The organism is Nocardia sp. NBC_01009, from assembly GCF_045208035.1.
GTDB lineage: Bacteria > Actinomycetota > Actinomycetes > Mycobacteriales > Mycobacteriaceae > Nocardia.
The window spans coordinates 5899385-5912793 of record NZ_CP108695.1 but is presented as its reverse complement, the minus strand read 5'-3'; the positions used below and the strand labels follow the sequence as shown (position 1 = coordinate 5912793).

Sequence of the window (13409 nt, the reverse complement as noted above, 5' to 3'; positions counted from 1 at the left end):
TTCCTCGGAGAAGTGCCCGAGCAGCTGCCGGACCAGGGCCGGGGGTGCGCCGTTGTTCAACAATGACGTGGCCAGCGTCGCCCGCGTCTGGTGCGTGGTGATGGGCTTCAGCCCGAGTCCTTGGAACCATCCGGTCCAGAGATCTCGGAACGAGTTCTGGGTAATCTCCAGCGTTAGGTCAGGATTCAACGTCGATCGAGGGAACAACGGCATTTCGCGATCCCACCTCGCTTCCAGCCGAGCTCGGCTACGGCCGTCAAGCTCTTCGAGTTGATCGCGATACCGCAACCGAAGCTTGGCGAGTGTGATCGCCCGGCGTCGCAGGAAGCGTTCATAAACCGGCAGGTAGCAGGGCATTCCGTAGTCGACCACCCCAACTTTGGCGATGTCGCGCCAGAGGTAGGGCTGCGCGGCGCCGACGAGACCGATACAGCCCAGCCGCAGTCCGAGCGTCTCGCTGATCCGGCCGCCCTGAAACGCTTGTGCGAGCCAGAGGTCGGAGAACCCGAGGTCTTCGACATCGAGAGCGTCGAGAGCCTGAAGGCTCTTCGGGCTGACCAGCAACTGAAAGTCGTCATCGCTGAGTGGGCGGGGCCGCGGATTGATTGCGGCCCTGGGAAATTCGGGCAGACTGAGGATGAAGGGGTCCAGCTCTGTGGCAGTCCGGCCGAGTTCACGTGCCGACCGCAAGACCGCCCGAAGGCTGGAGCTGAAGACGTGCCGAGTCACCTCGGTGAGCACGCGTGGTTTGTTGTCTGCACCACTGAGGGGCAGCGGGTCTGCTCGCGAAACCACAGAGCCCAGGTCTGTCTGAGCATTTCCGCGTCGGCTTTACCGATCCGTTCCGGATGCATCCCGTGATCGGTGCGGTTTTGCTCCAGCGTCTGCGACAGCAAAGTGATGCCGGCAATCCGGTTGACGATCGTGGCGTCGCATGGACGTTTGCCTGTCGGCTTTAGCGCCTCGTCGGACAGGTGCTCCCAGAGCAGGTCTCGCAGCCATCGCTGTGTGACGACCGTGAGGTCCCACGGTTTGCGGCGGGGTCCTTGAGTGTCGTGGAACGGCGAAGCTCCCAGCAGGATCGGATCGAACCAGCCTGCGTCTTTGGCGGATTCAGCCGAGATGGTGAGGCTGCGCACGCAGGCACGTCCAGCCAGATCCGCCGCGCGGGCTGTCGGCTGCGGATCTCGCGCCCGGGAATCAGCTCCGCAATCTCTGGATCGGTGAGAGACTGCACCCCCGCCGCTGTCAGCGCATCGACCACATGTTGAAGTTCAGCGGGACGCCACTGCGAGCGACGCGCAGTGTTGGCGTGCCGATGAAGGGCGTAGCGCACCTCCTGTTGAAGACTGGCGGGAAGCTTGGCCAGCGACAGTTGTCCGCGAATGCTCGGTGGTGACAACGATTCGACAACGCGGCGAGATTCCAGGAACTCGCCCCACTCGCGTGGTGCTTTGCCACACGCTTCGAGCCAGCGATTGAACTGCTGAGCGTGACTGTGGCAGATCTGCCTCCTCGCGCTGCCGACGACCCGGCTTGCTGATGCGTCATGAACGCAGCCGCTGATCCAGCACTCCCTCAGCGCCTGCAGCGGCTTCTGGCCTGCAGCCCAATCGATTTCGGTGAACCCCTCCCGTCGGCGTGCACGACTGAACGAACCACCGTGGCTGTAGCAGTATCGACATGTTCCGACCTCGCGCGGACACCCGCGGACGGCGCATGTCGCCAGTCGAGTCAGCGCCCAACCGAACCGCAGAGCGCGGATTGGCTCGGCGCGGGCCAGGAAGTCGTCGATGCCGAGGGTGTGCTTGACCTCGAGGTAGATCTTGGCGTGGTTGACACACAGCTGCTGGGTCGCGGTCCCGCCCAGGGTGCCATCACACCTCTCGACGCGACATGCCCATCCGTAGGTGTCGTGATGAGGCGGGAACTCGATCGGTTCGGCCAACAGCCAGTTCGGGAACTGCTGGCTGATGATGGCGTAGCGCCGGTCCGGGTTCAACTCCAGGTAGTCGCTCGCGGTGGAGACAACGGGTTCGTGCGACGCTGCCGGTACCATCACGAGTCGCCCTCGCTCGGTCGGGGCGGTGCCAGCCAGGGCTCTGACGGTGGGCGCGCGGTGGCCTCCCACGCCTGCTGCAGATACTTCATCGCGTGCCGGTTGGCCGACTTTCCGTAGACGTCGGTGACCATGGCCGGACTGGACCACCCGAACTCTTGCGCCACCAGCTCGGCGTTGAAATCTGATGCAGCATATAGTCCGGCGGCGGCCTTGTGCCGAAACGAATGCGGGAGCACGCGCATGTCCAGGTGGGCGCGGTGGCATGCGCGCCCGAGCATCTTGCGGACCCCATCGGTGCGCAGCGCAGCGCCCGGTGTAGCGCCGCCGGTATGGACGAGGATCTGCTCGTGGTCGACCAGATGCTGGGTCGGGCCGTACTCATCGAGTAGATAGGCATAGAAAGTGCTGATCATGTCGTCGCTGACCGCCCGGATCACCCCGTCCACGGTGTAGCCGTCCTGGCTCGGCTCCACGGGGACATACGATTTCGCTCACGCCCCGTTTGGATTGTCGTCGCGGCCGACGACGTGAACGTGCGGGTCCGCGCGCTGCCCACACGGGTGATGCCGAATCAGGTGCAGGTCGCAGAACCGCAGCCCGCAGAGGCCGCCGACCCGCAGGCCGCCGTCGTGCAGCCAGGTGACGATCATGACGTCCCGGGCGGTTGTGAGCACGCCAGGCTCGAACAACGCCTGCACGACCTCGTCGGGCAGGAACCTTGGCCGCCGCGAACCTGTGTGCGGGGCAAGGGGATTCGACTCGACTGTCCGACCGGCCCGACCATGCCGAGTGAAGCTACGGCCCGAGGTCAGGGCCTCGATCAGGTCCGCCCTGACATTTCCCGACGCCTGCAGGGAAAGGTAGTAAGCCTTCACCACCGTCGCGACGTTACCTGCCGCCGAAGTGCCGAGCGGCTTTTGATCCGGCCGTCGCCAGGCCAATCCGTAGACGCCGTCAGCTTGCCCGGTAGCGCCGTTCATGTAGCGGCGCAAGTCGTCGAACGCGATGGTGTCCGGGCTGCGGTTGTTCACGTGCAGCCAGTTCAGATGGTCGACCAGGCTGTAGGCATAGGTCTCCTGAGTCGAGGTCCCGTACCGGGTCAGCACTGCCAACGACGTCCGATGCACCTCCCCGGTCGGTGTGAAGATCCAGTGCGAGAGTCGGCCGTCCCGGTGGCGAACTTTCCGAACTACGAACCGATCAACATCACAGCCGACCGCCGTCGGTGTGGCCATATGCGTGGCGAACGTATGCATCAATATCTGTTCGCCACAGAATGTTTTCCGGATTGGTACGGATGTCGCGGACGCCGTTCGCGTGGGCACTAATCGTGCTGCACGAGCAGAGGCAGCAGCGTGTGCTCGGCGGCCAGCACACGGGCAGCGAGTGTGTCGACGGTGTCGTCGGCGAGGACCGGGACCTCGAGTTGGGCGATGACCTCGCCGGTGTCGTATTCGTCTTCGACCAGATGGACAGACGGGCCGCTGACCTTGGCCCCGGCATCGAGAACAGCCTGGTGAACGCGGGCGCCGAACATCTGAGTGCCGCCGAAAAGCGGTAAAAGTGCGGGGTGCACGTTGACGATTCGGGGTGCGAACTCCTTGAGGGTCCGCGGGCCGAGCTTCTTCATATAGCCGGCCGTGACGACCAATTCGACCGAGTGCTCGACGAACATGGCGCGGACGGCGTCGTCGAGTTGGTCGGGATCGGGATGGGTCTTGCCCGACAGATGGCGGGTCGGAATCTCGTTCTCGCGGGCATACGCCAGCCCGAGCGAGCGACTGTTGTTGCTGATCACAGCCACTATTTCGAACTGCGCGTCGGTTTGCAGTGGTACCCGGTGCAGCGCGCGCAGGTTGGAGCCGTTGTGCGAGACCAGGACACCGACGCGGAGCTTGGGCATGGGCCGATAGTCTTCCACAGCCGATTGTCGCCCGGGGTGGGTAGCTTGGCCGGTAGGAGTTATGACGGCGCAGCAGGGGCAGGGCAATTGCGTTCTACGCCCGTCATGAACTTCGTCGTCACACCCCGCAGTCGCCCACACCGGACACACCCGGCCTCAATGATTGTGACGATGGCGCTGCCCCTGCGAGGCGCAGGTCTGGCGCCCTGAGTCGTGGTGGCCTCGGATATGCGGCAAGTAGCCCAGGTTGACGAGATTCGGTGAGGCGCAACGGTGTAACTGCTACAACTTAGCGGTGCGGCTTGAATCCTCTCCGGTGTCGGGCTCTGGCCAAGGCTCGGTTCGTCCGGAAACTCCTCTTCTGGTCGCGTTAGACGTCGACGGAACGCTGTGCAACGACGGAAGCCACACTGACCGCGCCGCCCACGCGACCATCACCGTTGCGGTGCGTTCGGCGGTCAGGGCGGTACAGCGGGCCAACTCGTATGTGGTGTTGTGCACGGGGCGGCTCGCTCCCGCCACTCTGCCGTTCTTGCGTGAACTCGATATTCGTGTCGGGTATGCGGTCTGCTCCAACGGTGCGATAGTGGTTGATGCCGCGACCGGCGCGGTAGTCCACCAGTACCTGTTTCCGCTCCCCGCCGTCGTCGCCGACCTTCAGAATCGGCTTCCGGGTGCGGTGTTCGTGGCGGAGGATCCGGGTGTTGGCGTGCGAGTCACCGGCCCGGTATCGGACTCGGAAACCTTCTTCGGCACGGTTCGGGAGGTCGATGTCGCCGAACTGGCCTTGCAACCCACGACCCGTTTGGCGGCGCACTGGCCGGACCACACCACCGAGGAACTCGTGGCGGCGCTCGCGGGGTTCGCGCTTCCCGGATTGAAATGCTGGGTGTACCCAGGAGAGTCATTCCTCGACCTGACCGCGGTCGGAGTCAGCAAGGCGTCGGCATTGGAGTTATTACGCGCCGAACTCGGTGTTCCCATCGGTCGCACCCTCGCCGTCGGAGACGGCACCAACGACATGGAGATGCTCCGCTGGGCAGGATGGGGGGTAGCGATGGGACAGGCGCCAGCGGTGGTTCAAGCGGCTGCGGATGAGGTGTGCCCGCCGGTGACCGAAGACGGGGTGGCCACAGTGTTGGCTCACTGGTTCCCGCCTTCAGAGCCCGATCACTGATGGAAACTGAAGGCGTGGGTGAACAGGTCACGCTGGGGTTTTGGGGCACTAGTTTGACGGAGCATCCAGCGGGCGTTAGCTCTCGGCTAGTTGATCAGGCCAACTTGCCGAGGGGTGGGGAATCGGTGATGGTCGAGGGCGTCGAATGCCGAGGCTACGTTCATCGCGTGTCCATTGCACTGCAAATCAGATTCCCGCACAAGGTATTTCGGATCATGAATCACGGTTCAGGAGGAGCGACGTCCCGTGATGTGCTGGCCTGCGCTCAGCGCACAGGCGACAGGGTCTACGGCGTCGCGGCCTGCGAAGTTGCGACGAATGATGTTCTCCGACAATTTCAGCGGCGCGTCGACGAGGCGGTGGCGATCGAGGAATTCACGGCCAACTACCGGGAGATGTTGCGGTGCCTGAAACGTCGCGCGGCACGGCTGGTGTGCATAGGCGTACCGCCGATCGGGTGGAGTTCCGACGCCGAGGCCGATCTGGATGTCGTAGCGGCCAATCGAGAATTGGTGCGGTACAACGAGTCCGCCGCGGAGTGCGCGGCCAATGCCGGGGCAGTCTTCATCGACATGTGGCAGGAGTTCATCAGGGCCGCCGGACTTCTGAGCGGCTGGTCGCTGGAACTGCCCGCTCGGCCGAGCGCGCGCAGCTTGTGGCATGCGGATGGTCTTCATCCGTCACCGGATCTCGGTGTGGAACTGATCGCCTCGTTGGTGGTGGAGGAGCTGGCACGAGGTGGGGCCTGAAGGATCGTGTCCTCGCACCAAGATACGGGGACCAGGCCACCAACCGCGTATCCCGAGGAGAGGGTGGGACATATGAAGATTGTCGACTACGACCCTTCGTGGCCGATCCGTGCGGATCGGCTGTTGGACAACGTACGTGCGGCGATTGGTGATTGGCCCCATTCCGAGGTGTACGTGTTCGACCACATCGGATCAACCGCAGTTCCCGGCTTGGTGGCCAAGCCGATCGTCGATCTGCAAGTGTGTCTGCCCGTGCTACCAAGGCTGGCCGAACTCGCCACCGTCCTCGCACCGACAGGGTTCATGCCGGCCTCCGGCGCGCGGCCGGACTCGCCCGGTGTGTACCGCGACATCCCACGCCGGGACAGTGCAGCGTCACCTGAGCTGTACGACAAGCGCCTGTTCCATTCGCCAGAAGAGCCGGCCATCCTGCACATTCGCAGGCTCGACTCCCCGTTCGCCAAGTTCGTTGTCCTCTTTCGGGATTGGCTGCGGGCGCACCCCGACGAAGCGCGGGACTACGCCGTATACAAGTGCGGGCTGGCCACACAGCACGCCGCAGATCCCGACTACGACGACTACACCCGCGCCAAGTCGACATACTTCGACGAGATCGATGCGCGGATGCGCCGGTGGGCGCACAGCCAGACGTACTGCACACCAGTCGCCCATCTCGGGGCGCACGTGACTGGCCCTACGACTCTCGTGGAAAGGCTTCCTACAGTCGACGAGTATCTTCTGCTTCGCCGTCTTGTGGGATGGAAGTGTCCGCCCGAGGATGCCTGCGCGTCCGCGCTGGTGGCGAGCCTATTTGGACTCGTTGCCCAAGACCCGGACGGGCGAACTGTCGGTATGAGCCGACTCGTCGGTGACGGTCTTTACGGGCTCGTTGTCGACGTTGTTGTCGAACCAGCAGCGCAGGGACAGGGGATCGGTTCACGCATGGTTGCTCGGCTTGTCGAATGGACGCAGCAGCACGACATTCCGCACGTTGCGGTCGCCGCCGATACTTCGGTGGCAAGGTTCTACCGGGGCATGTTCGAGGACCGGGGTACCCGGTACCTGCGTCTACCCACGCCGCTCTGATGCATGTGAGCCAGGCATCGACCGCCTGGATGCTGCGTGCCTCTCGGCGCGGTGACGCCGCTCATGAAGACACGGTCTCGATAACGGGCAACCACGCCACGGTATTGTCCTTGAAGGACTGCATTCCCGACCCCTCCATAGATGTCTTCCCACGTTGAGTCTTGGCCGACTGCTGGAGCAGTCGCACCGCACAGCAGGTGTCCAGGCTGAAGTAGCAACGAGCCGATCCCAACTCGCGCCAGAGCGCCTTGGCGATGGCGTGCTCACGGCCTCCGGGACCAACGACGAGGATCTTCACAGGCATTCATCCTCTACGGGGTGCTGGGCACTCGGGTCGGTGCCTTGTCGGTATCGGCGCAGTACGGAGTGCAGCGTATCGAGGCCCCATTCGAGCTCGTCAGCGGTCAGAGTGAGCGGCGGGGTGAACCGCAGCACGCGCTCTGCCACGACGGACAGCAGTAAGCCTTGCTCACGCAGCTGCGCGAGCAGGTGTTGGGGCTCGACGACGGCGGAGACCCTCCAGGGCCTTGTAGTAAATCTCTGCCGCGGCCGGCAGTGACATACAAAGCACCGTCTGCGGCGAGTTCGCGCAGTCTCCGACTCGGGGCCAGTGTGTGCCCAGTCCGCTCGACGTTTCCTGGTAGAGCGGATCGATGTGGTTCATTCTCGTCCTCGGCCGCGCAATCACCGCTGCAGCAGACCCGGCCGAAGCCGCACAAGCCATCGCCACAGAAGTCGCACAGGCCCTCTGATCGAGACCGGCCGATCGTCGATCGCTCTAGACGATCTGCCGGTTTCGACAACCTGCGGGCACGATCAGTCTTGTGCTCCGACGATCGGAAGCCACGCGACAGCATTGGGACGGAAACTCTGTCGCTCGGGCGTCAAACCGGAGTGATTATCGAGGCTCATCATCGTGACGCCCACCAGTTCTGCGTCACCGTCGTCCTGGGCCGCGACAGAACTCCCGCAGATACCGCAGAAACCACGCTGAGAATCGGGAAAGGTGTTGTACCAGACCGGCTCTCCGCCTAGTCCTGTCCACTCGAACCCGTCGCGAGGAAAGTCGACCCACGACATCACCGGGCTGCCGGACAATCTCTGGCAATGTTCACAACTGCAAAGGTGGGGAAACGACAGTTCGCCCGATGCCTGATACCTGATGTTGCCGCTTCTCTGCACCATGCAAGTGGACTCGCCGTCGACTGCCTGGCTGTAAGTACGAATTCTGAGACCACTTATCCGCGAATTCGGAAACCGCTAGGGACCGATCCGGGGCGGATGTATCCGTGAATTTGGAGGCCACCCCGGTCGGTGTGTCCGGTCGCCGGGCGTGTCAGAAGGGCTCGTGTCCGTTGCCGGTCGAACTGACGCAGGAGAACACCCGGTGAGCAGTGGTGCGTCAAGTATGTGGCGAATCGTGGGGATCTGTGTCTGCCCGTTTGTTGATGCTTTCGAGGCTGAGGTCGATTGTCGGTGCGGCCTGCCACCATGGCCTGTATGACGACAGCCGATCCTTGGGCCCCGTTCAAGTGGCTCGATGCATCCGAGAGCCAAGCAGGCCCGCTGGGCGTGATCTTCAGTGTGGCCTTCTTCCGCGGGCTCGACCCGTCGGAGGTGGTACGTCGCTTCAACAATGGCGAGGACTCCAGCCAGGAATTGGACTTCGAACAGCTCAACGACAGGATGGTTGAGTTCCTCGGGAAGACCGGCGGCGGAAGCGGCGGTGGTCACGTGGGCGTGTTCCCGGCTGGTGAGTGGAGCGTGGCCATCGAGCCGTTCGGGTGGTGGGCGACCGATCGCGATGTGCTGGCGGACCTGTCGCGAGGATGTGAGGTCCTGGCGATCACACGCCACGACTACGCCGAGCACAGCCTCGCGTACGCAATCGACAGCACGCTTGTTACCGCCCACGAATTGCAAGGCCCGCACAACCGTTGGGGCTCCGATCCCGACCGACTCAACGATTACATGCGTGAGCTGGGAATGGTGCTGGATAGCTCGGACAATGAGATCGACTGGGACGCTGTCTGGAACATCAACTACAACATCGCCGTGCCGAGAGCTTTCGCCCTGGCGGCCAAGGTCACTGGAGTGTCGTTCACGCCGGTCATGCTGAACCAGCCTCTGCTCGTGGGACCTATCGCCTACCGATGGCCACCTCCCGGCTACGGCACCACATAGGGCCAGGTTCGTTCGTTCCGACTGTGATTTAGCACAGCGCGATGATGCTCATGGCCGACGTACGAACGATGGTCCCGGGGCGAAGCCCCGCTATCGTGACCTCTTCGGGTTCATTAGGTCTGCCGTCGTAGACGACCAGCCAGGAGGCGTGCAGCAGGATCCGGACCGGCCGGCCTATGAACCGGATCGGGACACTGTATTTGTTGGTCCTCGCCGCGACCATCGAGTACCGGTCGACCCGTGTGGCCAGCCACGACCCGGTCTCGAACTCATCGACCGGCAACCGTTTCAATGTCGGAGCCTCGGCCTGGAAATGCTCTCCGATCGTGCGGGCCCGCGCCCCAGGTCCTCAGTGTCCCACTGCTCGACCTTCGCGTTGAGAGCCTCAAGGGACGGAATATTCGGGACCGGGACGAAGTGGTTGCGACGGAAGTACCCGATCTGGCCTTCGACACCGCCCTTCTCGTGCGCCCCTTCGATGCCCGGGATGCAGTAGAACGGGTCGTCGATGCCGTAGTGGCTGCGGACGCGGTCCAGCGCCAGACCTGGCCCCTGCCCGATGCAGGTTCGGGTGACCGGCCGGATCGATGGCCGGCCGTGGCGCGAGCACCTGGACTTCGAGGAAGCACCGACCTTGGTGCGTCACCTGGCCACGGCGCCGGCCGTCGTGATCCTGTACCTGACGGGCATGCGGCCGCAGGAGGCCCGAACCCTGCGATCAGGGTGCTGCCCCGATCCCGGATCGACTGGCCCGCACCTGATCCGGGCCCACCACTATAAGAACGTTCGTGACATCGACGGATACCATGTATCCGCCGGCGCGGAGCGCGATGTTCCGTGGGTCGCGATCACCCCGGTGGTCAAAGCGATCCGCATCCTCGAGCGAATGGTCCCCGAGGGCGAACTTCTGTTCAGCGCGACGCACCACGACGTCGTCTCCCAACGCCAGCATCACGGGGCACTCCGGGCCGCGAGCCTGGATCGCCGGGTTGAACAGTTGATCGGATGGATCAACGCCGAGGCCACCGCTCAAGGTCTGCCGCACCAGCAGGTTCCCGATGATCCGTTCGGGAACATCGGGCTGGGTCGCCTACGCAGGACCCTGGCCTGGCACATCGCCCGAAGGCCGGGCGGCTTGGTGGCGCTGGCCATCCAATACGGCCACATGCGCACCGTGTTGGACGGTCGCACCGCCAGCGGCTACGGCAACCGGGCCCGGCGCGGCTTCCACGGCGAACTCGACGTCGAGACCGCGCTTGCCGCCGCCGACACGGCCGCGCGCCTGCGGGACGCCACTGCGGCCGGAGAGAGGATTTCCGGCCCCGCCGCTCGCCGTGCCTTGATCGCCGCCGCCCACCTGCCCCGCTTCGAGGGCGCTCTCACCACGCCGAAAGCGGCAGCCAAGTTCCTGAGCCGAGACGGACAGGTGTTGTTCGACAACCCTGAGGCCTTCCTGATCTGCGCGTTCAAACGCGATATGGCACTGTGCGATCCGGCGTCCAACGCCACAGCCCCCAACCAATTCGCGTGCCAAGTCGGGTGCGGCAACGCCGTGCGCACCGACAGCCACGCCCGTGCCGCACGAACGTATGCCGACGTGCTGGACCGTCGGGCAGCCCACCTGCCCGAGCCAGCGGGCAGACGACTGCGCCTGAGCGCCATACGCTTCCGCAGCCTCGCGGATACCCATGACGTCCAATCGCTGGACGCCAGCGAGGTTGTCGAATGAATCAGCAGCACAGCGACGAGCAAACCCGGATCCGGGCTGCGATCGAACGGCTCCTCACCGGCCGGCCTGAACGCTCGGACGGCAGCCTTACTGTGGTCGCGCTGGCCATTGAGGCCGAGGTCCATCGAATGGCCTTGCAGAAGCGCCACGCCGACCTGAAAGAGGAGTTCTACGCACGCGTTCGCGCCGAAACCCATCAGCCGCCGGAAGTCGAGAAACGCCTGCGCGGCGAAGTCGCTCAGCTGAAGAAGGCACTGAAACAGTCACGGACAGCCGAGGAAGAATCCCGCCGACACGCCGAGCAGATCGCGCTCGCCACCGCGGTCCTCCTACTTCAAAACACCGCCGACTCACCGACTCCGCAACCGGCAACGGTCCTGCCACTACGCCCTTCGATCAGCAATCGGGGACGATCGTCCTGACTGCGGGGCGGGATTCATCCGAGTTCTCCCGTGATGGAGGACAACCACATCTACTATCGACAACGGTCCGAAGCGACGAACACGATATCGGCAGCAGAACGTAGATGCTGTTGACGGTCGCCCCTTCTCTTCCAGCGACGATCCCGTGAAAGGGTATGTGCACCATGCGATCTGGCGGCTGCTTGTGCGGCAACATCAGGTACCAAGCATCGGGCAACCTGTCGTTTCCCCACCTTTGTAGTTGTACACATTGCCAGAAATTGTCTGGTGCACCGGTGATGTCGTGGGTCGACTTCCCCCGTGAAGGGTTCGAGTGGACCGGGCCCGGCGGGGAACCGGTCTGGTACAACACCTTCCCCGATTCCCAGCGTGGCTTCTGCGGTGTTTGCGGGAGTTCCGTGGGTGCCCAGGACGACGGTGACGCGAAGCTGGTCGGTGTGACAATGATGAGCCTCGACGACCACACGGGTTTGGTGCCCGAGCGGCAAAGCTTCCGCCCCAACGCCGTTCCCTGGCTTCCGATCGTCGGTGCGCAGGACTGATCAATTCCACTCTGGTGATGCGCACCCTGAAAAGATCCAGACCTGCCTGACCTCACGATCGGATTTGGAATCCGCTGCGGCCGTTTTGAACCGCGCACTATGCGGCAGATTAGTGCGTTTGGTGTAATTTCAGCGAGTTTCGCAAAACGAAGCACGTCACCCCCGATGGAGACTCGACCCTCGAGTTACCGTGCCGAAGCCGCCCCGGGTATAGCTGTTGACCATGTTCGCGGGTTCAGCTGTCACAGCCGCTTGGACCAGTCACCACGAGAGCGATAGCTACGGCCATCGCCGACCTGCGTCATCCCGCCGGGAACAACGTCCCTATAGTACGGATACTGCTCCGTCACCGCGGCCAGCACGAACTCGAGGAAGCCGCCCTCGAACAGGTCCCACATCAGCATCGAGTCGAACTTGGCGGCGACTGGCCACCGGTCCGGGTCCGGGCCCCGCATCAGCCAGAAGAAGTGGTCGGAGTTCCAGTTGTTGCCCCACTTCAGAAGCCCGCCCTCGGCCGGGAACAGCGGATACGGACACTCGTCGTAGTCCCCGCCCTGGTAGGCCTGGGCCAGCATGGCGCAGTATGCGTAGGGATACGTCGTTTCAGAGAGGAATCCCTCGAAACCGGGCGGCGCCCCGATCCGGGAACTGGGCGCCGTCGAGGGCGTACAGATGTGCAGCTCGTTGCTGATGCTCACCATCCCGTACCGGTCGACGAACGCCCGATAGTCCGCTGGTAGCTGGAACCCGATCGCCTCGGGCCCGAGCTCCCACGGAACCGGAACCACTCCACCCGCGGGTGGCGGCCCGATCACCGAACCGAGCCGGTCCAGCATTTCCTCGATATCCATGTCCGCTCCCATCAGCGGTCCATTCTCGCTTGAGGCAATCCATTTCCCAGAGCTGGAAACCCCGGGGTCGGGTCCCGCGTGCCCTGATAACAGCTCGCTCATCGGCAGAATAGTGCGTTCAGCACGCGCACGATTTCGGACCATGCCACGTTGAGCGCGATCCGAGACGGCGATCGGCGGCGCTCGCCAACCACGCTCACAAGGTCAGACTTCTGATTCGACATCCATCCAGGTTCACCGATGTTGCCACCTGAACAGCGACCCGGGCATGCGCTCTAGCGCTGAACAGAAGCACTTGACAGGGAACTGTGCTCGTGTGAGCACTGCCAGCGGCTTTCGGGTGCCCCGGTCATGTCATGGGTATCTTTTCCCGAGGAAGGATTCGAGTGGACCGGCCCGGGCGGGGAACCGACCTGGTTCGAGACGTTCCCGCAGATATGCCGCGGGTTCTGCCCAGTCTGCGGATCGAGCGTGGCATCCAAAGGTGATGAGGCCGGCTTGGTCGGGGTCACGCTGGTCAGCCTCAACGATCACAGCGGCCTCATTCCTGAGCGGCAAAGCTTCAAGGACAACGCGGTTCCGTGGCTGGCCCCGCTGGGCTGAACCGCGAAATCTGCGCATCGACACCCTGCATGGGACAGGTCATTCTCTGACTTGTCCCATGCAGGCATCGCCGTTCAGCCTGCTCGGGGCGGTGGTGGTTC

At 63.7% G+C, this 13409-nt stretch carries 16 protein-coding genes and 1 pseudogene; 8 read left to right on the top strand and 9 right to left on the bottom strand.

The window, feature by feature from the left end; genetic code table 11:
- Nucleotides 1-33: 33 nt before the first annotated feature.
- The 5 genes and pseudogenes from OHA42_RS26530 to purN form a co-directional block, all read right to left on the bottom strand.
- Nucleotides 34-213 (bottom strand): annotated as a pseudogene (locus tag OHA42_RS26530) (hypothetical protein); the annotation flags it as partial.
- Nucleotides 214-725: 512 nt separating this feature from the next.
- Entirely contained in the window at nucleotides 726-1139 is a 414-nt protein-coding gene (locus tag OHA42_RS26525; protein WP_406230542.1) for a hypothetical protein, read from the bottom strand.
- A 919-nt stretch (nucleotides 1140-2058) separates the two neighbouring features.
- The gene (locus tag OHA42_RS26520; protein ID WP_406230541.1) at nucleotides 2059-2535 is read right to left on the bottom strand and encodes a tyrosine-type recombinase/integrase; all 477 of its coding nucleotides are present in this window, start codon (nucleotides 2533-2535) and stop codon (nucleotides 2059-2061) included.
- 18 nt (nucleotides 2536-2553) lie between these two features.
- Nucleotides 2554-3174, bottom strand: coding sequence for a hypothetical protein (locus tag OHA42_RS26515; protein ID WP_406230540.1), 621 nt, complete (start codon nucleotides 3172-3174; stop codon nucleotides 2554-2556).
- Between the two features lie 212 nt (nucleotides 3175-3386).
- Complete coding sequence (gene purN, locus OHA42_RS26510) at nucleotides 3387-3965, bottom strand: phosphoribosylglycinamide formyltransferase (protein ID WP_406230539.1); 579 nt, start codon at nucleotides 3963-3965, stop codon at nucleotides 3387-3389.
- A gap of 295 nt (nucleotides 3966-4260) precedes the next feature.
- On the opposite strand from purN, the gene OHA42_RS26505 reads away from it, so the two are divergent.
- The 3 genes from OHA42_RS26505 (at nucleotide 4261) to OHA42_RS26495 (ending at nucleotide 6977) form a co-directional block, all read left to right on the top strand.
- Nucleotides 4261-5142 carry an HAD family hydrolase gene (locus OHA42_RS26505; protein WP_406230538.1) on the top strand — a complete coding sequence of 294 codons (882 nt, stop codon included), beginning with the start codon at nucleotides 4261-4263 and terminating at the stop codon, nucleotides 5140-5142.
- A complete protein-coding gene (locus OHA42_RS26500) occupies nucleotides 5142-5891 on the top strand; it encodes an SGNH/GDSL hydrolase family protein (RefSeq protein WP_406239620.1) in 750 nt (249 codons plus the stop codon). Before OHA42_RS26505 ends, OHA42_RS26500 begins: the two co-directional genes overlap by 1 nt.
- 72 nt (nucleotides 5892-5963) lie before the next feature.
- Entirely contained in the window at nucleotides 5964-6977 is a 1014-nt protein-coding gene (locus OHA42_RS26495) for a GNAT family N-acetyltransferase (protein ID WP_406230537.1), read from the top strand.
- 61 nt (nucleotides 6978-7038) lie between these two features.
- Here the strand turns inward: OHA42_RS26495 and OHA42_RS26490 are convergent, their stop codons facing one another.
- A complete protein-coding gene (locus OHA42_RS26490) occupies nucleotides 7039-7275 on the bottom strand; it encodes a hypothetical protein (protein WP_406230536.1) in 237 nt (78 codons plus the stop codon).
- Between the two features lie 518 nt (nucleotides 7276-7793).
- Nucleotides 7794-8057 (bottom strand): GFA family protein, encoded by a 264-nt coding sequence (locus tag OHA42_RS26485; RefSeq protein ID WP_406239618.1) that lies wholly within the window; start codon nucleotides 8055-8057, stop codon nucleotides 7794-7796.
- 420 nt (nucleotides 8058-8477) lie between these two features.
- Between OHA42_RS26485 and OHA42_RS26480 the strand changes: the two genes are divergently transcribed.
- Nucleotides 8478-9161, top strand: a complete 684-nt coding sequence (locus tag OHA42_RS26480) for a DUF6461 domain-containing protein (protein ID WP_406230535.1) — start codon at nucleotides 8478-8480, stop codon at nucleotides 9159-9161.
- Nucleotides 9162-9189: 28 nt separating this feature from the next.
- On the opposite strand, the gene OHA42_RS26475 is transcribed toward OHA42_RS26480, so the two are convergent.
- Entirely contained in the window at nucleotides 9190-9453 is a 264-nt protein-coding gene (locus OHA42_RS26475; RefSeq protein ID WP_406230534.1) for a Mu transposase domain-containing protein, read from the bottom strand.
- Between the two features lie 279 nt (nucleotides 9454-9732).
- On the opposite strand from OHA42_RS26475, the gene OHA42_RS26470 reads away from it, so the two are divergent.
- From OHA42_RS26470 to OHA42_RS26460, 3 genes are all read left to right on the top strand, one after another.
- Nucleotides 9733-10890, top strand: a complete 1158-nt coding sequence (locus tag OHA42_RS26470; RefSeq protein WP_406230533.1) for a hypothetical protein — start codon at nucleotides 9733-9735, stop codon at nucleotides 10888-10890.
- A complete protein-coding gene (locus OHA42_RS26465) occupies nucleotides 10887-11312 on the top strand; it encodes a hypothetical protein (protein WP_406230532.1) in 426 nt (141 codons plus the stop codon). Before OHA42_RS26470 ends, OHA42_RS26465 begins: the two co-directional genes overlap by 4 nt.
- A gap of 278 nt (nucleotides 11313-11590) precedes the next feature.
- Nucleotides 11591-11854 (top strand): GFA family protein, encoded by a 264-nt coding sequence (locus OHA42_RS26460; RefSeq protein WP_406239616.1) that lies wholly within the window; start codon nucleotides 11591-11593, stop codon nucleotides 11852-11854.
- A 242-nt stretch (nucleotides 11855-12096) separates the two neighbouring features.
- On the opposite strand, the gene OHA42_RS26455 is transcribed toward OHA42_RS26460, so the two are convergent.
- Complete coding sequence (locus tag OHA42_RS26455; RefSeq protein ID WP_406230531.1) at nucleotides 12097-12705, bottom strand: hypothetical protein; 609 nt, start codon at nucleotides 12703-12705, stop codon at nucleotides 12097-12099.
- 351 nt (nucleotides 12706-13056) lie between these two features.
- On the opposite strand from OHA42_RS26455, the gene OHA42_RS26450 reads away from it, so the two are divergent.
- Entirely contained in the window at nucleotides 13057-13308 is a 252-nt protein-coding gene (locus OHA42_RS26450) for a GFA family protein (RefSeq protein ID WP_406230530.1), read from the top strand.
- Nucleotides 13309-13409 lie beyond the last annotated feature (101 nt).

Excerpts from the sequence above, each read along its gene's own strand:
- OHA42_RS26485 (WP_406239618.1), bottom strand. The coding sequence starts at position 8,057 with ATGTCGTGGGTCGACTTTCCTCGCGACGGGTTCGAGTGGACAGGACTA.
- OHA42_RS26500 (WP_406239620.1), top strand. The coding sequence starts at position 5,142 with ATGGAAACTGAAGGCGTGGGTGAACAGGTCACGCTGGGGTTTTGGGGC.
- OHA42_RS26495 (WP_406230537.1), top strand. The coding sequence starts at position 5,964 with ATGAAGATTGTCGACTACGACCCTTCGTGGCCGATCCGTGCGGATCGG.
- OHA42_RS26455 (WP_406230531.1), bottom strand. The coding sequence starts at position 12,705 with ATGGATATCGAGGAAATGCTGGACCGGCTCGGTTCGGTGATCGGGCCG.
- OHA42_RS26480 (WP_406230535.1), top strand. The coding sequence starts at position 8,478 with ATGACGACAGCCGATCCTTGGGCCCCGTTCAAGTGGCTCGATGCATCC.
- purN (WP_406230539.1), bottom strand. The coding sequence starts at position 3,965 with ATGCCCAAGCTCCGCGTCGGTGTCCTGGTCTCGCACAACGGCTCCAAC.
- OHA42_RS26460 (WP_406239616.1), top strand. The coding sequence starts at position 11,591 with ATGTCGTGGGTCGACTTCCCCCGTGAAGGGTTCGAGTGGACCGGGCCC.
- OHA42_RS26465 (WP_406230532.1), top strand. The coding sequence starts at position 10,887 with ATGAATCAGCAGCACAGCGACGAGCAAACCCGGATCCGGGCTGCGATC.
- OHA42_RS26450 (WP_406230530.1), top strand. The coding sequence starts at position 13,057 with ATGTCATGGGTATCTTTTCCCGAGGAAGGATTCGAGTGGACCGGCCCG.